The organism is Streptomyces sp. RLA012, from assembly GCF_056270325.1.
This window is the reverse complement of record NZ_JBWDPA010000002.1, coordinates 8,873,562-8,894,445: the sequence shown is the minus strand read 5'-3', so window position 1 is coordinate 8,894,445 and position 20,884 is coordinate 8,873,562. Positions and strand designations below refer to the sequence as shown.

General features: G+C 71.6%; 18 protein-coding genes and 1 pseudogene. 8 read left to right on the top strand and 11 right to left on the bottom strand.

Annotated features, from left to right (window positions below):
* Positions 1-18: 18 nt before the first annotated feature.
* Positions 19-480: a MaoC family dehydratase gene (locus tag RV986_RS40710; protein WP_475922189.1), complete on the top strand. Its 462-nt coding sequence runs from the start codon at positions 19-21 to the stop codon at positions 478-480.
* A gap of 30 nt (positions 481-510) precedes the next feature.
* Here the strand turns inward: RV986_RS40710 and RV986_RS40705 are convergent, their stop codons facing one another.
* The 3 genes from RV986_RS40705 to RV986_RS40695 all read right to left on the bottom strand — a co-directional run bounded on the left by RV986_RS40705 (position 511) and on the right by RV986_RS40695 (position 2,779).
* On the bottom strand, positions 511-1,137 hold the full coding sequence (locus RV986_RS40705; RefSeq protein WP_475922188.1) for a TetR/AcrR family transcriptional regulator: 627 nt from the start codon (positions 1,135-1,137) through the stop codon (positions 511-513).
* A gap of 125 nt (positions 1,138-1,262) precedes the next feature.
* Entirely contained in the window at positions 1,263-1,517 is a 255-nt protein-coding gene (locus tag RV986_RS40700) for a YiaA/YiaB family inner membrane protein (RefSeq protein WP_475922187.1), read from the bottom strand.
* A gap of 110 nt (positions 1,518-1,627) precedes the next feature.
* Complete coding sequence (locus tag RV986_RS40695; protein WP_475922186.1) at positions 1,628-2,779, bottom strand: acyl-CoA dehydrogenase family protein; 1,152 nt, start codon at positions 2,777-2,779, stop codon at positions 1,628-1,630.
* A gap of 101 nt (positions 2,780-2,880) precedes the next feature.
* Here RV986_RS40695 and RV986_RS40690 point away from each other — a divergent pair, with 101 nt between their 5' ends.
* The 3 genes from RV986_RS40690 (at position 2,881) to RV986_RS40680 (ending at position 5,569) form a co-directional block, all read left to right on the top strand.
* Complete coding sequence (locus RV986_RS40690) at positions 2,881-3,525, top strand: TetR/AcrR family transcriptional regulator (protein ID WP_475922185.1); 645 nt, start codon at positions 2,881-2,883, stop codon at positions 3,523-3,525.
* Between the two features lie 132 nt (positions 3,526-3,657).
* The gene (locus RV986_RS40685) at positions 3,658-4,383 is read left to right on the top strand and encodes a metalloregulator ArsR/SmtB family transcription factor (RefSeq protein WP_475922184.1); all 726 of its coding nucleotides are present in this window, start codon (positions 3,658-3,660) and stop codon (positions 4,381-4,383) included.
* A gap of 121 nt (positions 4,384-4,504) precedes the next feature.
* Complete coding sequence (locus RV986_RS40680; RefSeq protein WP_475922183.1) at positions 4,505-5,569, top strand: DMT family transporter; 1,065 nt, start codon at positions 4,505-4,507, stop codon at positions 5,567-5,569.
* A gap of 15 nt (positions 5,570-5,584) precedes the next feature.
* Here RV986_RS40680 and RV986_RS40675 read toward each other — a convergent pair whose 3' ends face one another.
* From RV986_RS40675 to RV986_RS40640, 8 genes are all read right to left on the bottom strand, one after another.
* Positions 5,585-6,667 carry a Zn-dependent alcohol dehydrogenase gene (locus RV986_RS40675; RefSeq protein WP_475922182.1) on the bottom strand — a complete coding sequence of 361 codons (1,083 nt, stop codon included), beginning with the start codon at positions 6,665-6,667 and terminating at the stop codon, positions 5,585-5,587.
* 18 nt (positions 6,668-6,685) lie between these two features.
* Positions 6,686-8,074: an aldehyde dehydrogenase family protein gene (locus RV986_RS40670; RefSeq protein WP_475922181.1), complete on the bottom strand. Its 1,389-nt coding sequence runs from the start codon at positions 8,072-8,074 to the stop codon at positions 6,686-6,688.
* A gap of 114 nt (positions 8,075-8,188) precedes the next feature.
* The gene (locus RV986_RS40665; protein ID WP_475922180.1) at positions 8,189-9,532 is read right to left on the bottom strand and encodes an ABC transporter ATP-binding protein; all 1,344 of its coding nucleotides are present in this window, start codon (positions 9,530-9,532) and stop codon (positions 8,189-8,191) included.
* A gap of 268 nt (positions 9,533-9,800) precedes the next feature.
* Positions 9,801-11,093: an MFS transporter gene (locus RV986_RS40660; protein WP_475922179.1), complete on the bottom strand. Its 1,293-nt coding sequence runs from the start codon at positions 11,091-11,093 to the stop codon at positions 9,801-9,803.
* 88 nt (positions 11,094-11,181) lie between these two features.
* Positions 11,182-12,642 (bottom strand): CitMHS family transporter, encoded by a 1,461-nt coding sequence (locus RV986_RS40655; protein WP_475922178.1) that lies wholly within the window; start codon positions 12,640-12,642, stop codon positions 11,182-11,184.
* 117 nt (positions 12,643-12,759) lie between these two features.
* A complete protein-coding gene (locus tag RV986_RS40650; protein ID WP_475922177.1) occupies positions 12,760-15,030 on the bottom strand; it encodes a molybdopterin oxidoreductase family protein in 2,271 nt (756 codons plus the stop codon).
* A gap of 327 nt (positions 15,031-15,357) precedes the next feature.
* Complete coding sequence (locus RV986_RS40645; RefSeq protein ID WP_475922176.1) at positions 15,358-15,975, bottom strand: TetR/AcrR family transcriptional regulator; 618 nt, start codon at positions 15,973-15,975, stop codon at positions 15,358-15,360.
* On the bottom strand, positions 15,972-16,655 hold the full coding sequence (locus RV986_RS40640) for a nuclear transport factor 2 family protein (protein WP_475922175.1): 684 nt from the start codon (positions 16,653-16,655) through the stop codon (positions 15,972-15,974). Before RV986_RS40640 ends, RV986_RS40645 begins: the two co-directional genes overlap by 4 nt.
* A gap of 296 nt (positions 16,656-16,951) precedes the next feature.
* Between RV986_RS40640 and hmgA the strand changes: the two genes are divergently transcribed.
* The 4 genes and pseudogenes from hmgA to RV986_RS40620 form a co-directional block, all read left to right on the top strand.
* The gene (hmgA, locus tag RV986_RS40635; protein WP_475922174.1) at positions 16,952-18,310 is read left to right on the top strand and encodes a homogentisate 1,2-dioxygenase; all 1,359 of its coding nucleotides are present in this window, start codon (positions 16,952-16,954) and stop codon (positions 18,308-18,310) included.
* Between the two features lie 28 nt (positions 18,311-18,338).
* A complete protein-coding gene (locus RV986_RS40630; RefSeq protein WP_475922173.1) occupies positions 18,339-19,088 on the top strand; it encodes a GntR family transcriptional regulator in 750 nt (249 codons plus the stop codon).
* Between the two features lie 41 nt (positions 19,089-19,129).
* Positions 19,130-20,305: a type ISP restriction/modification enzyme gene (locus RV986_RS40625; protein WP_475924614.1), complete on the top strand. Its 1,176-nt coding sequence runs from the start codon at positions 19,130-19,132 to the stop codon at positions 20,303-20,305.
* A 107-nt stretch (positions 20,306-20,412) separates the two neighbouring features.
* A pseudogene (locus tag RV986_RS40620) lies at positions 20,413-20,658 on the top strand (ABC transporter permease); the annotation flags it as partial.
* Positions 20,659-20,884 lie beyond the last annotated feature (226 nt).

Below are 20,884 nucleotides of genomic sequence, written 5' to 3'. Positions count from 1 at the left end.
ATGTGGGAGGACAGCGAGATGGCAGAGCCGAGGACGTTCGCGACGGTCGACGAGCTGCGCGCCGCGGTGGGCGAGCAACTGGGGTACAGCGACTGGACCGAGATCGAGCAGAAGCGGATCGACCTCTTCGCGGAGGCGACCGGCGACCACCAGTGGATCCACATGGACCCCGACAAGGCGGCGGCGGGCCCCTTCGGCACGACCATCGCGCACGGCTACCTCACCCTCTCGCTGCTCCCGCTCTTCGGCCCGCAGCTGATCAAGGTCGAGGGCGTGAAGATGGGCGTCAACTACGGGACGAACAAGGTCCGTTTCCCCGCGCCCGTGCCGGTCGGCTCACGACTGCGCGCCACCGCGAGGATCACCGGCGTCGAGGACGTGACCGGTGGCGTCCAGGTGTCCGTGGCGTTCACCGTGGAGCGCGAGGGCGGCGACAAGCCGGTGTGCGTCGCGGAGTCGGTCTCGCGGTACTACCTCTGAGCCCGCGGCTCGTTCCGGCGGGCCCCGGGGCTACTCCTTCGCCCCCACCATGCGCAGGACGAGGTCGGCGTAGAGCGCGCCGACCTCGTCGGGCGTCCGCGGCCCGTCGACGTTGAACCAGCGCGCCACGTCGATGCAGAGCGAGAGCACGGCGAGCGTGGTGCCCGGCACGTCCGGCACGTCGAAGTCACCCGCGGCGACACCGTCCGCGATGATGCCGCGCACGGCCGCGTCGGTCTGCCGGCGCAGCGCGACGATCTCGGCCCGCGCCTCCGGACCGAGCGCTTCGAGCTCGTACTGCACGACCCGCGCGGTGGTGTGCTGCCCGGCGTGCCACCGTACGAAGGAGCGCACGGCGTCGGTGAGGCGCTCGGCGGCGCTGCCCCCGCCGTCCGCCGCGGTGCGCACGATGTCGAGCGCCTTGTCGTGCCCGATCCGGCTGATCCGGTGGAGCAGCTCTTCCTTGGTCTTGTAGTGGATGTAGAGCGCGGCCGGGCTCATTCCGGCGCGGCCGGCGATGTCGCGGGTCGTCGTCGCGTGGTATCCGCGCTCGGCGAAGGCCTCCACGGCCGCGACGAGCAGCCGCCTGGCCGCGTCCGGGGTGACCTCGGCCCACGGCTGCATCTCGCCACCGGCCGTCTCCTGCGCCGTACTCATCGCTGGTTCGCCCCTTCCACTGACAGGGTGAACACCATACCTCTGAACCTGAGCGAGCGCTTAGTCTCGCCGCTCAGAGTGGATCAGAGCTTGCGGGTCAGAGCTTGTGGGTCAGAGCTTGTGGATCAGAGCTTCTCGAAGGGGTCGTACACCCGCCCGCCGGAGCGGGTGGCGTCCTGGCGGTCACGGATCACCTTGGCCAGCGTGAAGGACGACGTCACCAGGTAGAGAACGGCGATGGCCAGAAAGGCCCGCACCCAGGCGTCGGCCTGCAGCTTGAAGATGCCGATGGCGGTCGCCGCCATCGCGACCGAGAAGGAGGCCACGGCCTGGCCGTAGAAGGCCGCCGTGTTCTGTTGCTTGACCGGTGTCTCACTCATGGGACAAGGGTCGGCGGACGTGCCGGCCACCACATCCGCGCACCTACTCAGTACCGCCCGCGGGCGTACTCAGAAGGACGTCGGAGGGATTCAGAGGGATCCAGGGAGATTCAGAAGGCCGACACCCCGGTCAGCGCCCGCCCTATGACCAGCTTCTGTATCTGGCTGGTGCCCTCGTAGAGGGTCATCACGCGGGCGTCGCGCAGCAGCTTGCCCGCCGGGTACTCGTCGATGTAGCCGTACCCGCCGAAGACCTGGAGGGCGTTGTTCGCGGCGCGCACGGCGGCCTCGGAGGCGAAGAGCTTGGCCTTGGAGGACTCGGTGGCGAAGGGCAGCCCGCGGTCGACGAGATCGGCGACCCGCCAGGTCAGCAGACGTGCCGCGTCCACGTCCACGGCGATGTCGCTGATCAGCTCCTGGACGAGTTGGTGATGGGCGATGGTCCTGCCGAACTGCTCCCGCTCGGTCGCGTACCGCACGGCGGCGTCCAGCGCGGCCTGGGCGATGCCGACGCACCCGGCGGCGACCGACATCCGGCCCTTGGCCAGGGCGGACATCGCCACGGAGAACCCCTTGCCCTCGGGTGCCAGCAGGGCGCTCGCGGGCACCCGTACGTCTTCGAGGACGAGCTCGGCGGTGGCCTGGCCGCGCAGGCCGAGCTTGCCGTGGATGGTGCGACGGGTCAGCCCCGGGGTGTCCGTGGGGACGAGGAAGGCGGAGACGCCCTTGTGGCCCGGGGCGTCGGTGGACCGGGCGAAGAGCAGCACGACATCGGCCCAGGTGCCGTTGGTGATGAACATCTTGGTGCCGTTGACGACGTAGTCGTCGCCGTCGCGCACCGCCCTGGTCGACAGGTTGCCCGCGTCCGAGCCGGTGCCGGGCTCGGTGAGGCCGAAGCAGCCGACGTACTCGCCCGAGGTCAGCCCCGGCAGCCACCGCCGCTTCTGCTCCTCGCTCCCCCAGTACGCGATCGTCTTCGCGACCAGGCCGAGCGAGACGGAGACGATGCCGCGCACGGAGGAGTCGCCGCGGCCCAGTTCCTCCGTCACCAGGCAGTACGCGAGATGGTCGCCGCCGCTGCCGCCGTACTCCTCGTCGACGGTGAGTCCGAGGAAGCCGACCTCGCCGAGCTTCTTCACCAGGGCCCGGTCGACTTCCTCCGCCCGGTCCCACGCGACGACATGGGGGGCGATCTCGCGGTCCACGAAGTCCTTGGCGAGCTGCCGGACAGCGGCCTGCTCCTCACTGAGTTCCAGATTCATGACAGATCACCCCACACTGAGACGGACCGTGAAATCCGTACATTTTCCACACATTTAAATTAGCACTGCTAGTTTCTGTAGGCAGCCCTACTATGTGCGCCATGGCCCGACCGCGCAAGCCCCTCCTCAGCACCGACCGCATCGTCGAGACGGCCCGGGCCCTGGTGGACGCCGAAGGTCTGGCCGCCGTCTCCACGCGCCGGCTCGCCGCCGAACTGGGGGTCAGCGGGCCCTCCCTCTACAACCACTTCCGCACCAAGGACCAGATCCTGGAGGCGGTGGCGGACTCCGTGAGCGCGCAGGTCGATCTGTCGATGTTCGAGGACGGGCGGGACTGGCGTACCGCCCTGCACGACTGGGCCGTCTCCTATCGGGCGGCGCTGCGTGACCACCCGAACATCGTGCCGGTCCTCGCGCGGGGGCCCGGGCGGCGGCCGGCCGGGCTGCGCCTCGCGGACGCGGTCTTCGGGGCGATGGTCGACGCGGGGTGGCCGCCGGCGCAGGCCACGTCCGTGGGTGCCCTGATGCGGTACTTCATCATGGGCTCCGCCCTCGGGTCCTTCGCCGGTGGGTTCGTCGACGACGAGACCGCGTACGATCCCGCCGACTATCCCCATCTCGGGCAGGCGCATCTCCTTGCCGAGCAGCAGGAGAAGGTGGATGAGCGGGCGTTCGAGGTGGGGCTCAGGGCGTTGCTGGACGGGTTGGTGGAGCAGTTCGGGAGGGTTGGGGACGAGGACGGTTGACGCCGGAGAGCCGTCTTCCGCCCCCGCCGCCCCCACCCGTCCCATCCCTACCTGGGGGCTCCGCCCCCAGGGATGGGTGGCGGGCGAGGTGCGTCGGTGATCGTTCGGTGGGGGCCGAAACGTGAAGGGCGGATGCTGGGGAGCATGACGAGGTCGAAGGACCCGGCGGCACCGGCACTGGCCGCACTGGCCACCCTGCTCGCCGACGAAACCCGCGCCACATTCCTGCTCGCCCTGCTCGACGGCCGCGCCTGGACCGCGGGCGAACTGGCCCGGCACGCCCAGGTCGCCCCGTCCACCGCCAGCGAACACCTCGGCAGACTCGTCGCGGGCGGTCTGCTCACCGAGGAACGACAGGGCCGACACCGCTACGTACGACTGGCGGACACCCGCGTCGCCCAACTCGTCGAGGACCTCACCGCCCAGACCGCCCCCGACACCGCCCGGCGCCCTCGCACACTGCGGGAGGCCGGCGCGGACTCCGCGATGGCCCGCGCCCGCACCTGTTACGACCACCTCGCCGGCCGGCTCGGCATCACCCTCACCGACGCGCTCACCCATCGCGGACTGCTCCGCCAGGACACCGGGTTCGCCCTCACCGACGCGGGCCTGCGGTGGTTCGACGAGGCGGGCATCGGCCTGAACCGCGAGGGCCGCCGCCCCCTCACCCGGGCCTGCCTCGACTGGACCGAGCGCCGCCCCCACCTCGCGGGCACCGCGGGCGCGGCCCTGTGCCGGCACGCCCTGGACGCCCACTGGTGCATGCGCATCGGCTCGGAGCGCGCGGTCAAGGTCACGCCGACGGGCGAGCGGGCCTTCGCGGAGCTGCTGGGCATCGACCCCACCACACTCCGCTGAACCCACCCGCCGACCCGCCCCCAAGCCCCCCCCCAAGCACCCCGCACGCACCCACCACCCCTCACCACCGCGTCCGAAATCCGCGAGCCCCCGCGCCCGCGCCCCACCTAGCCTCAGGAGCATGATGAACGCCTCCTCCCCCGGGCCCGCCCGCCGTACGGATCTGCTCGCGGCCGGCGCGGCGACCGTCACCGTCGTGCTGTGGGCCTCCGCCTTCGTGTCGATCCGCAGCGCGGGCGCGGCGTACTCACCGGGTGCGCTGGCACTCGGGCGGCTGCTCGCGGGGGCCGTCGTGCTGAGCGTCATCTGCCTCGTACGCCGGGAGGGGTGGCCACCGCGCGAGGCCTGGCGCGGGATCGCGCTGTCCGGCCTGCTGTGGTTCGGCTGCTACATGGTCGTGCTCAACTGGGGCGAGCAGCAGGTCGACGCCGGTACGGCGGCGCTGGTGGTGAACACGGGCCCCATCCTCATCGCCCTGCTCGGCTCACGGCTGCTCGGTGACGCGATGCCGCCGCGGCTGCTCGCGGGCATGGCGGTGTCGTTCGCGGGCACGGTGGCGGTGGGGCTGTCGATGTCCGGCGAGGGCGGTTCCTCGGTGCTCGGGGTGGTGCTGTGTCTGCTCGCGGCGGTCGGCTACGCGGCCGGGGTCGTCGCCCAGAAGCCGGCGCTCGGCCGGGCGAGCGCGCTCCAGGTCACGACCTTCGGCTGCCTCGTCGGCGCGGTGGTGTGCCTGCCGTTCGCGGGGCAGCTGGCGCACGAAGTCGCGCACGCGCCCGCCTCCGCCGGCCTCAACATGCTCTACCTGGGCATCTTCCCGACCGCGCTGGCCTTCACCACCTGGGCGTACGCCCTCGCGCGCACCACCGCGAGCCGCATGGGCGCGACCACCTATGCGGTGCCCGCACTTGTCGTGGCGATGTCCTGGCTGTTCCTCGGCGAGATACCGGGTCTGCTCACGCTGGCGGGTGGCGTGCTGTGTCTGGCCGGGGTCGCGGTGTCACGTTCCCGGCCGAGGGCTGCCACCCCGGAGCGTGTCCGAGAGCCCTCTGCGTCCTCTGCGCCCTCTGCACCCTCTGCGTCCTCTGCACCCTCCGCGTCCTCTGAATCCCCGGAACCCCCGGAACCCCCGGAACTCCCGGAACTCCCGGAACTCCCGGAATCCCGACGCGAGCCGGAACGGGCGTGACACCGGCGAACCCGTTCAGAACTCCACCACCGCCCGTCCCCCCTTGCCCGCCAGCATGTTCGCGAACGCCCCCGGGATCCCCTCCAGGCCGATCCGCTCGGTCACGAGCATCCCCAGGTCCAGGCGGCCCGCGCGCACGTGTTCCGCCAGCACCGGGAGGTCCCGCGCCGGGTCGGAGTTGCCGTACACGCAGCCGGAGAGCGTGCGGCCCCAGTGGAAGAGTTCCAGCGCGTTGAAGGTGACCTGCTGGTCCTTGCCGCCGATGCCGACGACCGTGGTGCGGCCGCCGCGGCGGGTGGAGTCCCAGGCGGCGCGGATGGTCACCGCGCGGCCCACGCACTCGACGGCCACGTCGACGCCCTGCCTGCCGGTGCGGGCACGGATCTCGCGGGCGGTGGTGTCGGAGGCGACGACGTAGTCGGTCGCGCCCGCCGCGTGGGCCAACGACTCCTTCTCGGGGGAGACGTCCACCGCGATGATCTGCGACGCGCCCGCGATCCGGGCGGCCTGGAGGGCCGCGAGGCCCACCCCGCCGACCCCGAACACGGCCACGGTCTCACCGGGCCGGACCTTCGCCGAGTGGTGGACCGCACCGTAGCCGGTGAGGACGGCGCAGCCGAGGAGGGCGGCGTCGGTGAGGGGGACGCCGTCCGGTACGGGCAGGACGCAGCCGGCGGCCACGACGGTCTCCTCGGCGAACGCGGCGACGTTCAGCCCGGGGTGGAGGTCGCTCCCGTCGGAGGCGCGCCGCGCGTACACGTCCCCCGCACCGTTCAGCGCGTTGGCGCACAGCCACACCTCCCCCAGCAAGCAGGCGGGGCAACTGCCGCAGGAGGGAGCCCAGTTGAGGACGACACCGGCACCGGGGGCGACCCCCGTCACGCCCTCCCCGACGGATACGACGGTGCCGGCGCCCTCGTGGCCCAGGACGGCGGGGACCGGCACCCGCATGGTGCCGTCGGACAGGGAGAGATCGGAGTGACAGACCCCGGCGGCCGCAAGCCGGACGCGTACCTGGCCGGGGCCGGGTGCGGGGAGGTCGATCTCGGCGATCTCCAAGGGAGCGCCCACGGCGGGTAGTACGGCAGCGCGAACCACGTAAAAGCTCCTCGGGCTCTAGAACTGAAGGGACTTCGTCTGGAGGTACTCGGACAGGCCGTGCGAGCCAAGCTCGCGTCCCACCCCCGACTGCTTGTAACCCCCGAACGGGGCAAGGGGGTTGAACCGTCCGCCGTTGATGTCGACCTGCCCGGTGTCGAGCCGTCGCGCGAAGGCGACCGCCTCGGTCTCGTCGCCCGCCCACACCGCGCCCGCGAGCCCGTACACCGTGCCGTTGGCGATCCGGACGGCGTCCTCCTCGTCCTCGTACGGGATCATCGCCAGTACCGGCCCGAAGATCTCCTCCTGAGCGATCGTCATCTCGGGGGTGACGTCCGCGAAGACGGTCGGCCGCACGAAATATCCCTGCTCGCGCGGGGATTCGGGGCCGCCGGCGACGAGCCTGGCCCCCTCGGCGACGCCCTTCTCGATGTAACTCCGCACTCGTGCACGCTGCTTGGCGTTGACGACCGGGCCGATACGGTCCGCGTACTTGGCCGCGGCGGTCGCGGCCAGCTCGACCGCCTCCTCGTACCGCGTGGCGTGCACCAGCATGCGGGTCCAGGCGCTGCAGGTCTGGCCGGAGTTGGACATCACGTTGGCGACACCGACGTTGACGGCCTTGGCGAGGTCGGCGCTGGGCAGGATGACATTGGCGGACTTGCCACCGAGTTCGAGGGCGACCCGCTTGACCGCCGCACCCGCCGTGGCGCCGATCCGGCGCCCCACCGCCGTGGAGCCCGTGAAGGAGACCAGGTCCACGTCCGGGTGCTCGGCGAGGGCTTGACCCGCGACCGGGCCGAGGCCGGTGACGAGGTTGAGGACACCGGCCGGGACACCCGCCTCCGCGACCGCCTCGGCGAAGAGCTGGGCGGTGAGCGGGGTGTCCTCGGCGGGCTTCAGGACGACCGTGCAGCCCGCCGCGAGCGCGGGGGCGACCTTGGCGACGATCTGGTGCAGCGGGTAGTTCCAGGGCGTGATCGCGCCGACGACGCCGACCGGCTCCTGGTAGACGGTCGAGTTGCCGACCTTCTCCTCGAAGGCGTACGTGGCCGCCAGTTCGGCGTACGAGCCCGCGACGAGGATCGGGACACCCGCGTGGACCGTCTGCGAGAACTGCGGCGGCGAGCCCAGCTCGGCCGTCACGGTCTCGGCGATCTCGTCCTTGCGGGCGACGAGCACGTCACGCAGGGCGGCGAGCCGCGCGGCCCGTTCGGCGGGCGGGGTCGCGGCCCAGGCCGGGAAGGCGGCGCGCGCTGCCCGTACGGCGGCGTCCACGTCCTTGGCCGTGCCCGCCGGAACCCGGCCGATCACCTGTTCGTCGACCGGGTTCACGACCTCGATCGTGTCCGTGCCGGCGGCGGGGCGCCAGGCGCCGTCGATGTACATGCCGTCATGTGCCTTCATCGTGTTCCTCCCGGGCGGGGGCGCGTCGTCCGCCTCGTAACGTCGTCCGACCCACAAACTAGCGATGTTAGTTTTCAGGCGCCAGACGTCTTCCCGCGCCTCACCCTGCTCACCTCACTCGTCCAGGTCCGGCAGCCGCGCCGGAGCGGGGCAGATGCGTTCGCCTTGCCGGTCGAAGACGAACAGATGGGCGAGGTCGACGAGGAGGGGGACCTGCATACCGTGGCGGAGTTCGAAGTCGGGGGTGGTGCGGACCACGAGGTCGCCCGGGAGACGGCCCTCGGGCGGGATCGCGTCGGCGCGCGAGGGTTCCGCGTCGGCGGGGTGGTCGAGGACCACCACAGGTCCGGCCCGCACCCCTCCCCTGCGTTCCCGGAGGCGGTCCAGGACGCCGCCCTCACGGCGGCGCCGCCGGGCCGGGCGGACCGGGCGCGGCGCCTCCAGCTCCGGTACGACGGCGGGCCGCGAGCCGGTGTCGAAGTGGACGAGCACCTCGTGTCCCTGGAACTCCACGTGCTCGACGAGACCGCTGATCGCCACCTCGCCGGGCCGGGCTTCCGACGGCTTGGCGATACGGACCGCCTCGGAGCGCAGCCCCACGATGACCTCGCGCCCCTGCTGCACCCGCAGCAACCGGTGGTCCAGGGGCCAGGGCTCGCGCAGCGGCAGACACTGCTTGCCGAGGCTGATCGTCATGGCTCCGTCGAGCGGGGCCCGGATCAGGCCGCGCAGCAGATTGATGCGCGGGGTGCCGATGAACGCGGCGACGAAGACGTTCGAGGGCAGCGCGTAGACCCTCCGGGGGGTGTCCAGTTGCTGGAGGACGCCGCCGCGCAGCACGGCGACCCGGTCGCCGAGCGACAGCGCCTCGGCCTGGTCGTGGGTGACGTACACCGTGGTGACGCCCAGTTCCCTGGTGAGGCTCGCGATTTCGGCGCGCAGGCGATTGCGGAGCTTGGAGTCGAGGTTGGAGAGCGGCTCGTCCATCAGGAAGGCGGAGGGGTGGCGGGCGATCGCGCGGCCCATCGCGACGCGCTGGCGTTCGCCGCCCGACAGCTGGTGGGGGAAGCGGTCGAGGAGTTCCTCGATGCCGAGCATCCGGGCGGTGGCGTCGACCCGCGGACGGGGGTCCTCGCCGGGGCTCTCGATACGCAGGGGGAAACCTATGTTGTCGCGGCTCGTCATGCTCGGGTAGAGGGCGAAGTTCTGGAAGACCATCGCCATGTCCCGCTCGGACGGCGGCAGGTCGCCCGCGTCCTCGCCGTCGAGGCACACCTCGCCCTCGGTGACGGCCTCCAGCCCGGCGATCATTCTCAGCACCGTCGACTTGCCGCATCCGGAGGGCCCGAGCAGCACGAGGAACTCACCGGGCCTGATGTCCAGCGACAGCCGGTCCACCACGCGGACACCGCGTGTATACGACTTGCTGACCTGGTGCAGCGAGATGGCGCGTGTCATGAAAGGTGCCCCCGAGGGCTCACAGGGCGCTGTCGCTCCGCGGTCGAACATCCCGAACGGGTCGTACGGGACGTGTGAGTCACGGAAGTTAACGGACCGCACACGCCTGGGGGAAGACGCTCGGCGGGGTGTCGGGCGTGTCGGTTACGACCGGGAGAAAACGGACGATCGGATACCGCCCGACCGAATGTCGCCCGACTGGATACCGCACACCCGGATGCTGCACACCCGGCTACCGCCCAACTGGATGCCTCCCGACTGGATGTCGCTAGATGTCGCTCTTCCCGCGCGAGGGCGCCTCAGGGCGCACAGCGGGCCCGGCCCGGTCGGGGACTGTTCGGTCGGGGACTGTTCGGTCGGGGACGGTCCGGTCGGGGACGGTCCGGTCGGGGACCGTCTTGCCCGGCGAGCGCAGCGCGATCCCCGAGGACAGCACCAGCAGCGCGCCGAGCATCACGAACGGCGCGGCCACGCCCGCGACCCCGGCGACCAGGCCCGCCCCGGCGGGCGCGGCGACCTGGCCCAGGCGGTTGCCGGTCAGCCGCAGCGCGAGGGCCGTGGAGCGGGCGTCGTCGGGGGCGGCCTGTACGACGGTCGTCATGGACAGCGGCTGTCCGACGCCCAGGCAGAAGCCGAGGACCAGGAGCATCGCGGCCAGCGCCCACACCGGCACGGGCAGCGCGAGCCCCGCGCACAGCACGCCCGCCGGCAGACAGGTCACGGTGAGCAGCGCCGCCCGGCCGAGCCGTCGCAGCATCGGCGTCATCACCAGCCGACAGGCTATGGTCGCCGCCGCGCGCAGGCTCAGCAGCAGACCGATCACGGACGGCGCGATGCCCCGGTGCTCGCCGACCACCGGCAGATACGCGGTGAGGATGTCCGTCGCGGACAGTACGGCGAGGCTGATGAAGATGCCGGCGGGTACGCCCCGGGCACCCAGGATGCGGTGCACGGGGACGCGGTCGCCCCGCGCCGTACGGGAGCCGGCGGGCAGGCGGTGTTCGATGCGCCACAGCGACGTGAACGAGACCGCGGCGATCGCGCCCGCGACGAGCAGGGCCTGTGCGCTGCTGCCCGCCCGGTCCGGGCCGCCGATCAGGGCGCCCGCGGCGATCGGTCCGACCAGTTGGCCGAGGGAGGCGCCGATGGTGAAGTGACCGAAGTTGCGGTCCTGTTCGTGCGGCGCGGACTGGCGGGCGACGATCGACTGCGCGCCGATCACGAAACAGAGGTGGCCGAGCCCCATCACTCCGCTCCACGCGGCCATGGTCGTGAGCGAGCCCGCCGTTCCACTGAGGGCACAGCCGCCCGCGATGAGGACGACCCCGACGGGCAGCAGCGGGGCGCAGCGGCCGTGGTCGGTACGGCGGCCCAGCGGTACGGCGGCGAAGAGGGGAAGCAGGGCGTAGACGCCCGCGATGACGCCGATGGCACGCTCGTCCGCGCCCAGCGCGAGGGCCCGGTAGGAGACGGCGGGCCGTGCCATCGACACCGCCCCCTGCGCGAAGCCGAAGGCGATGACGAGGCGGAGCAGCCAGCCGCGGTTCCCACCGGGCCTCATGGTCGGGACCTCCATGCAGAGCGTTGGTGATCGTGAGCAGTCGCGAGTGGCCCTTGGCGATCGCGGGTGATCGGCCGGTGCCGATGACTCAGATGATGCCGAAGAGGATTCCGGCCCCGAGCACCACCAGCGACGTCAGCGCCGCCCACTTCACCACGAACCTGGTGTGGTCGCCGAACTCGACCTTCGCCATGCCGACGAGGACGTACACGGCGGGCACCAGCGGGCTGGACATGTGCAGCGGCTGGCCGACGAGCGAGGCGCGGGCGATCTCCAGGGACGAGACACCGTGTGCCTGGCCCGCTTCCGCGAGGACGGGCAGGACGCCGAAGTAGAAGCCGTCGTTCGACATGAAGTAGGTGAGCGGGATGCTCAGGACGCCGGTGACGAAGGCCATGTGCGGACCCATGCCGTCGGGGATGTTGGAGACCAGCCACTTGGACATGTGGTCGACCATGCCGGTGCCCGTCAGGACGCCGGTGAAGACGGCGGCGGCGAAGACCATGCCGGAGACGTTGAGGACGTTCTCGGCGTGGGCGCCGAGGCGGGCCCTCTGGTCGGGCATGTGCGGGAAGTTGACGGTGAGCGCGAGCGCGGCGCCGAGCAGGAAGAGGACCGGAATCGGCAGCCACTCCATGATCATGGCGGTCAGCAGGGTGACCGTGAGCAGCGCGTTGAACCAGTAGAGCTTGGGACGCAGGGTCGCACGGTGGGGGTCGAGTCCCTGGAAACCGTCGTCCTCGTCGGGAACTCCGGCATCCGCGTCCGTACCGGAGCCCGAACCGCCCGTACGCGCCGCCTTCTTGACGCCGCCGGCACCGACACCCGCACCCGCACCTACGAGCACGGTCTCGGTCTCGGTCTCGGTCTCCGGCTCCAGCACCTCGTCCAGCGTCAGCACACCGAGCCGCCGGCGCTCGCGGCGACCGAGGACGTACGAGAGGGCGAGGACGCCCAGCAGGCCGACCGCGAGGGCCGGGATCATCGGGACGAAGATGTCGCTGGCGTCGAGCTTGAGCGCGGTCGCGGCGCGGGCGGTCGGGCCGCCCCAGGGGAGCGTGTTCATCACGCCGTTGGCCATCGCGGCGACGCCGGTCATCACGACCAGGCTCATCTTCAGGCGCTTGTACAGCGGGTACATCGCCGAGACCGTGATCATGAAGGTGGTCGAGCCGTCGCCGTCGAGGGAGACGATCGCGGCGAGGACCGCCGTGCCGACCACGATCCGCAGCGGGTCCGCCTTGCAGAACTTGAGGATCCCCCGGACGATCGGGTCGAAGAGACCGACGTCGATCATCACACCGAAGTAGACGATCGCGAACATCAGCATCGCCGCCGTGGGGGCGAGGCTGGTGACGCCGTCGATGACGTAGTCACCGAGCTTGGCGCCCTTTCCGACGAAGACACAGAAGAGTGCCGGGATCAGCACGAGCGCCGCGATCGGCGACATCTTCTTCAGCATGATCAGGACCAGGAAGGTCGCGATCATGGTGAAGCCGAGGATGGTCAGCATGAGTGGACTGCCTAACGTTCGCCCTTGAACTCCCACCAGGGGCGGTGGTGCGACGACGTTAGGTCGGGTCCGAACGCGTTAACAAGACGTTGACACGCGAGCAATAAGCGCAAAACTCCAGGTCACAGCCTTGTGTCGGCGAGCGTCACGCCTCTAGGGGCATGCGGCGAGCTCCACCGGCACCCCGTTGAGCACCGCCGTGCCCGACAGCGGGTCCAGGAGCGAGCCGTCGAGGAGTTGGTTGACGTTGACGCCCGGGTCGAGGGCCGCGTGGCTCATCCGGGTGCCGGGACGGTCGTGTCCCCAGCCGTGCGGCAGACTCACCACCCCGCGCCGTACGGCGTCCGTGACCTCCGCCGGGGCGATCACCTCTCCCCCGGCGCCCTTGACGCGCACGGGCGCCCCGTCCGCCAGGCCGAGGCGTACGGCGTCCTCGGGGTGGATGTGCAGGGTGCAGCGGTTGGTGCCGCCGGTGAGGGCGGGGACGTTGTGCATCCAGCTGTTGTTGGAGCGCAGATGACGGCGGCCGACGAGCACGATCGCCGCCGGGCGCTCGCGCAGGGCCGCGCGCAGCCGGGGAAGATCGTCGACAATCGGTGCCGGCAGCAGCTCGATCTTTCCGCTGCGCGTCTTCAGCGGCTGCGGCAGCCGCGAGCGCAGCGGTCCCAGGTCGATCCCGTGCGGGTGGGCGAGCAGTTTCGCCAGGTTCAGGCCGTCCGGCCGGGCACCGAAGCCCTCGCCGTACGGGCCGAGGCGCAGCATCATGTCGAGCCGGCGTTCGGGACCGCTCTCGCCGGTGAGCCGCGCGGCGAGGTCCTTCGGGTCGCGTCCGTGGACGGGGCCGTGCGGGTCCTGGACGGCCTTGCCGAGGGTGGAGTCGATGACCATGGTGTCCACGGCGGACGGGTCGGCGCCGTGCGTGCCCGTCGCGGCGAGCACCAGCCGGGCGAGGATCTCGGTCTCGGCCATACGGCCCGGTTCGAGGGGGACGGCGGGGCGGTTGTAGCGGACCTGGTTGCGTACGGCGAGGGTGTTGAAGGCGAAGTCGTGGTGGGCGCTCTGCGAGGGCGGGGGCGGCGGCAGTACGACGTCGGCGTGGCGGGCGGTCTCGTTCAGGTACGGGTCGACGCTGACCATGAAGTCGAGCGAGTCGAGGGCCTTGTCGAGGCGGTCGCCGTCGGGTGCGGAGAGTACGGGGTTGGCGGCCACGGCGATGAGGGCGCGGATCGGGCTGCCCTCCGGTGTGGCGGTGTCGATCTCCTCCGCGAGGGCGGCCAGCGGCAGTTCGCCCTTGGCCTCCGGATGGCGGCTCACCCTGCTGTTCCAGCGGCCGAGCGCGAAGCCGCGGCCGGGTCCGGCGGGGCGCGGTGTCCTGTCGGTCGCGGCCTGCGGGAAGAGGGCGCCGCCGGGCCGGTCGAGGTTGCCGGTGAGGATGTTGAGGACGTCGACGAGCCAGCTGGCGAGGGTGCCGTGCGGGACGGTACAGCTGCCGATGCGGCCGTAGACGGCGGCGGTGGGCGCGGCGGCGAGTTCACGGGCGAGCGCCCGGATGGTGTCGGCGTCCACGTCACAGGCCTCGCTCGCGGCCTGCGGAGTGAAGTCCCGTACGGCGTCGGCGAGTTCCTCGACGTCCTGGACGTGCGGGGCGAGGTCGCCCAGGTCGACGAGCTTCTCCTCGAAGAGGACGTGTGTCATCGCGGCGAGCAGCAGGGCGTCGGTGCCGGGGCGGACGGCCACATGGCGGTCGGCGAGTTTGGCGGTGCGTGTCGTACGCGGGTCGATGACCGTGAGGGTGCCGCCGCGGGCGCGCAGCGCCTTGAGCTTGCCGGGGAAGTCGGGGGCGGTGCACAGACTCCCGTTGGACTCCAGGGGGTTGGCGCCGATGAGAAGGAGATGGTCGGTGTGGTCGAGGTCCGGCACCGGGATCGCGTTGGCGTCGCCGTAGAGCAGACCGCTCGACACGTGCTTGGGCATCTGGTCGACCGTGGAGGCGGTGAAGACACTGTGGGTGCGCAGCGCGCCGAGCAGGACGGTGGGGTAGAGGGCCCCGGCCATGGTGTGCACGTTCGGGTTGCCGAGGACCACACCGAGGGCGTGCGGACCGTACTGCTCGATTACCGGGCGCAGGCCCGCCGCGACCGCGTCGAAGGCTTCCTCCCAGGTGGCCTCGCGCAGCTCGCCGTCCTCACGGACGAGGGGGGTGCGCAGCCGGTCGGGGTCACCGTCGGCCGCGCCGAAGGAGGCGCCCTTCGGGCAGATGAACCCCTTGCTGAACACGTCGTCGCGGTCGCCGCGGGCGCCGGTCACACGGGTGCCCTCGATGGTGAGCGTCAGCCCGCAGGTGGCTTCGCAGAGGGGACAGACGCGCAGAGCGGTGCGGGAGTCGGAGTCGGAGTCGGGGGTGGCGCCGGAGGTGCGGGACACGGGTCCTCCCGGAGGACGGTGACGGCGGTGGCACACGGACTGGGGGCGAGCATACCGACCGGTACGGATGGAAGGGAGGGCTTGCCGGGGGTGGGGTCGGAAATTCGCGCCCCGTTCGCCGGTCGGCACGGCTCGGCACAGCACGGCTCGGCACAGCACGGCACAGCTCAGCGCCGAGCGGTCGGCAACCGGCGACGAACGGTCAGCGGCCGACGGCCGACAGGCGTCGATTCAGTGGGTTCAGTTCAGTCGGTTCAGTTCAGTCGGTTCAGTTCAGTCGGTTCAGTCGGTTCGATCGCATCAGTCAAGTCAGTCGAATCGGTCGAATCAGTCGAGAACCCTGGCCAAATAGGCGCGCAGCAGCTGCCGCGTCTCGTCGATGATCCGCTCGTCTCCCTCCGGAGCGACCCGGAAGGCCAGATGGACCAGGGTGTCGGCGGCCTCCACGGCGACCAGGAAGGTGCGGCGCAGATCCTCGTCGGGCGTACGGTCGAGATAGCTGGAGAGCAGTTCGGTGAGGCGGTCGGCGACGCGGGTGTTGGGCTCGGCATAGCGGGAGCCGACCGGTATCTGGTTGCCGAAGTCGACGAGGGAGAAGCCGGGGGCGGTGCGTTTCATGGCGAGGTACTCGTCGAGCACGGCGTCCATGGCCACGCGCCAGCCCCCCGCGTCCGTCTCCTGGAGGCGCTCGGTGACGCGTTCGGTGTAGTGCTCCAGGTTGCGCTGGGCGAGCGCGTCGGCCATGGCGCGCTTGTTGCCGAAGAAGCGGTAGACGGAGCCGATGGGGACGCCCGCACGCTGGGCCACGGCCCGGGTGCTCAGGGCGTCGTAGCCGACCTCGTCGAGGAGGTCGGCGCAGGCGTCGAGGATTCTGGTCAGACGTTCGGCACTGCGCCGCTGGACGGGCGCACGGCGTAGTGAGGTCGCTTGAGGCACGGGCTTCATGATGCCTTTCCGCCGGGGTCCGGTGAACCTCCGGTATGCGTACGGTCCGCGGTTCCGCCCCCGCTCACCGTCACCGCCGATGTCACCGCCGATGTCACCGCCGATGTCACCGCCGGTGTCACCGACCGTGCGGCCGACCCTGTGGCCGACCGTGTCGACGTGGGCGTCGCGGTGGGCGTCGACGCCGCCTTCGACGCCGTGATGTCCGCCGTGCTCTCCACGGGCTTGCCGCGCACGGCCCACGCCGTGCGGTCGTCCGCGTACAGACGCGCGGTGACATGGTGAGTACCGCGCGGAACCAGGCTGCCCGCGAGGTGGTACTCGGAGGTACGGAGAGTGGCGAGGATCCGGCCGTCCAGATACAGGAGGGCGATGCCACGGCCGGCCACGGCCCGCGACTTCGTGCCGAGGGGCGAGAAGAGGAAGTGGTGGACGGTCAGCCGTACGTCCCAGCCGTCGTCGGAGTCCGGCAGGACCTCGATGGCGACCTCCGGTGCGCTCTTCTTGTCGACCTCACGATAGTGATGCCCCTCCTCGTCCGTCTCGTCCAGGATCTTGCCCACGGGCGAGGCCGACACCCGGTCCCTCTGCTCGTGCGCCTCGCCGGTGCCGCAGCCCGCCGATCCGCCGAGCAGGGCACAGACCGCGAGCGCGGCGAGCAGTCCACGCTTCCACGACATGCCGGGGAGATTAGAACAACGCTCTGACAGGCGGATCCCCCTGAAGTCGGGTTCTTCGGACGTACGGCCAACCCTGGGGTGTAGACCGCGCGGAGGTTCCCGAGGTCACACTCCTCCGCCCACGCCACCCGGCCCACCCGTACCGCCCGCGCCGTCCACACCGCCCATGGCCGATCCCGTGCGGTGCGGCGCGTTCGCCGCCCGTCCCCTCTTGCGCGCGAAAAAGCTGAATCCTACGGTGAAGCATAGGAATCAGACGGGTAGGAATCACAGGTAGCAGTCGCAAGGGAGCGATCATGAGCGGGGACGCCAGGAAGACGGCCGAAGGGCTGACCTACCTCTCCGGATTCGGCAACGAACACAGCTCGGAGGCGGTCCCCGGAGCGCTGCCGCACGGCCGCAACGCGCCCCAGCGCGCCCCGCTCGGGCTGTACGCGGAGCAGCTGAGCGGTACGGCGTTCACCGAGCCGAGGGCGCACAACCGGCGCTCGTGGCTGTACCGGATCCGCCCGTCGGCCGCACACCCCGCGTTCACGCGGACGGACAACGGCGCGCTGCGCACGGCTCCCTTCACCGAGACCGTGCCCGACCCGAACCGGCTGCGCTGGAACCCGCTGCCGGAGCCGGCGGCGGGCACCGACTTCCTGGCGGGCCTGTGGACCCTGGGCGGCAATGGCGACGCGGCCCGGCGCACCGGCATGGCGGTGCACCTGTATCACGCCAACTCCTCGATGGACCGCGTCTTCAGCGACGCCGACGGGGAGCTGCTGATCGTGCCCGAGCGCGGCGGGCTGCTGCTGCGCACCGAGTTCGGGCTGCTGCACGTGGAACCGGGTCACGTGGCGCTGATTCCCCGGGGGGTCCGCTTCCGGGTGGAGCTGCTCGACAGCGCGCCGGAGGGCGGGCCGCGCCCGACCGCGCGCGGCTATGTGTGCGAGAACTACGGAGCGCCGTTCCGGCTGCCCGACCTCGGCCCGATCGGCGCCAACGGACTCGCCAACGCGCGGGACTTCCTCGCCCCGGTCGCCGCGTACGAGGACGACGACACCGCGGCGGGCCCGGTGAAGGTGGTCAACAAGTTCTGCGGCAACCTCTGGACGGCGACGTACGACCACTCGCCGCTGGATGTGGTCGCCTGGCACGGCAACCATGTGCCCTACCTCTACGACCTGCGCCGTTTCAATGTGATCGGCACCATCAGCTACGACCATCCGGATCCGTCGATCTTCACGGTGCTGACCTCACCGAGCGACACCCCCGGTCTGGCCGAGGTCGACTTCGTGATCTTCGCGCCCCGCTGGCTGGTGGGTGAGGACACCTTCCGGCCGCCGTACTTCCATCGGAACGTGATGAGCGAGTACATGGGGCTCGTCGAGGGCGCGTACGACGCGAAGACGTCCGGTCCAGGGGGTTTTGTGCCGGGCGGCGGTTCACTGCACAACATGATGTCGGCGCACGGGCCGGACCGGGAGACCTTCGACCGGGCCAGCGCCGCCGAGCTGCGGCCGCAGAAGATCGACGACGGGCTGGCGTTCATGTTCGAGACACGGTGGCCGGTGACCGTCACGGCGCAGGCGGCGCACGCGGACCATCTGCAACACGGTTACGACGACGTGTGGCAGGGCCTCCAGCGGCACTTCCGCCCGTTGCGCTGAGCTGCGGCGACCGGTACGGATAGCCCTCGTGACCTCCTTCGCCCCTGACTCGATCGTCCTGAACCGCAAACTGCCGCTCTGGTATCAGGTGTCGCAGTCCCTGCGCGCCTCGATACTCGGGCGCTCGCCCCGGGAACCGCTGCGCCTGCCGACCGAGGAACAGCTGGCCGGGCACTACGGAGTGAGCGTGCTCACCATGCGGCAGGCGCTCAAGGAGCTGGAGGACGAGGGGCTGATCACCCGGCATCGGCGGCGGGGCACGTTCATCGAGCCGAGCGCGCAGCGAGGGGCGCCCGTGCGGCTGCTCGGCTCGGTGGACACGATCGTCGCGCAGCAGTCGGGCATGACGACCGAGCTGCTGGACCACGGCAGGGTGCCGGTGCCCGCCGAACTCGCCGAGCACTTCCCGGATCTGGCCGAGGTGGGGACGTACCACCGGCTGCGCGGCGACGAGAAGACCGGCGAGCCGACGAACCACGCGCGCAACTACGTGCGCCCCGAACTGGCGGCGCTGATCGACCCGCAGGACCTGCTGCGCTGGCCCATGACCAAGGTGCTGCGGGATGTGGTGGGCGTGCGCATCAGCCGGATCACCGACACCGTGGAGGCCCGGCTCGCGGACCCGGAGACCGCCCGGCTGCTCCAGGTCCCGCTGCTCAGCCCGATCCTGCACTACACGGGCGTGGTGCACGGCGAGGACGGCCGCGCCCTGGACGTGGCCCGCATCCACTACCGCGGTGACCGCTTCTCCTTCACGGTCACCCTCGACGCCCACTGACGATGACGTACGAGACCGGTGCGCACCGCCCACGTCGTACGATGCCGGGCGTGACGCACGACGACGCTCCGCTGCTCGCGGACCTCATGCCGTGGTCCGTCGCACCGCCGAGGCTGGGCCGGGGGTGGCCGACGGCGCCCGACGCCGCCTCCCTGAAGGCACGCTGGGACGCCTTGGTGAAGGCCGGGGGCCCCGACCGGGAGGCGCTGTTCGAGCCGACGCGCTCGCGCACCCTGCACTCGGCGGTCGGGCAGTTGCCCGGGCAGTCCAGCGGCACGGAGAAGCTGGTCCGGGCCACGGGGCCGGGCCCGGAGCCCGTTCGGGTGCTGCGCGGTCCGTTCGACGAGCAGTGGCTGATCCCCGACCACCGGCTGATCGACGCGGCGCGCCCCGAGCTCTGGCGGGTGGCGGACGAGCGGCAGGTCTTCGTGGTCGAGCAGACCGCCGCTCCCGAGTCCGGCGGGCCCCTGCTGCTGGCGACGTCCCTGCTGCCCCTGCTGCGCCCGGGCCGGGTCCGGCCGCTGTACCGGCGGCCGGGCGGCGCGGAACCCAATCTGGCGCCGGGCCTGCTGGAGCACCTGGGCGCTCGCCTGGGCCGCTCCCCCGAGCCCATGGACGTGCTCGCCTGGAGCGTGGCGACCGTGCGGCCGGGTCCCGCCGGGCAGGTCGTCCCGCTCACGGGGGACAGCGACCTCTGGGCGCGCGGCGTCGAGCTGGGGCACCGGACGCTGTGGCTGATGCGCCGCCACGGCGAGCGCCCCAAGCTCCCCGGCGGGCGCCGCCCGTACGTCCGTGCCCCGCTGCCGTCACGCCCTCTCGACGTGCACTACGACCGTGACGAGAAGGCACTCCACCTCGGCGAGGGCCGCATCTCGCCCGTGCCGCCGGAGGCCTGGGACTTCGAGGCGGGCGGGGTGCGCGTCCTGGAACAGTGGTTCGCGGCGCGCCTCACGCCCGCCGAGCCGGGCACCCTGGAGGCGATCCGGCCCGCCACCTGGCCGCAGACATGGACGTCCGAACTGCTGGAACTCGTCACGGTGCTGACGCTGCTCGCCGAACTCCGCCCGCAGCAGGCCGCGTTGACGATCACCTCGCCCGTCACCCGCGCCGAGCTGCGCGCGGCGGGCGTCCTCCCGGCGCCGGACGCGGCACGTCGGCCCGCGTCCGTCCTCGACCACCACGAAGAGGGCCCCGAAGGGCAGTTCGCCCTGATCTAGCCCGACCGCTCACCCCAGCCCGACCGCTCGTCCCAGCCCGACCGACCGGTCCGGCCGATCCGGCCCGGCCCCCGCTAGCCCTTGGGCTCGAAGGCGTCCAGCACGCGCCGTTGCTGTCGAACGCGTACATCCCCACCGACAACCTGCCCGACTGGCTGCGCACGCTCGCCGAGTGGAATCCGATCAGCGCGGTGACCACGGCGCTGCGGGAGCTGTTCGGGAACGCGCCGGTGCCGAGCGACGGCGCCTGGCCGGTGACGCACCCGGTGGCCGGGGCCCTGGCCTGGTGCGCCGTCATCCTCGCGGTGTTCCTGCCGCTCGCCGTCCGCCGTTACGCGACCGGTGGACGGTGAACTCGTCGAGTACGCGGGGAGAGCGGGTACGCGAAGCGAGTCGAGGACCGCCGCGCGCCGCCGGGTGGGGACGAGGCGCGCGTGAAGGGGTGGTGACGGGGGTCTACCCGCGCTCGGGGAACACACCGAGGCATCGCTGCGTGCCGTGGGGACGACGGGCGGCGAGAACGCAGCGCTTGCGCCGGACGGTGTGTTCGCCCGAGCGCGGGTCGGTTACCGCACGACC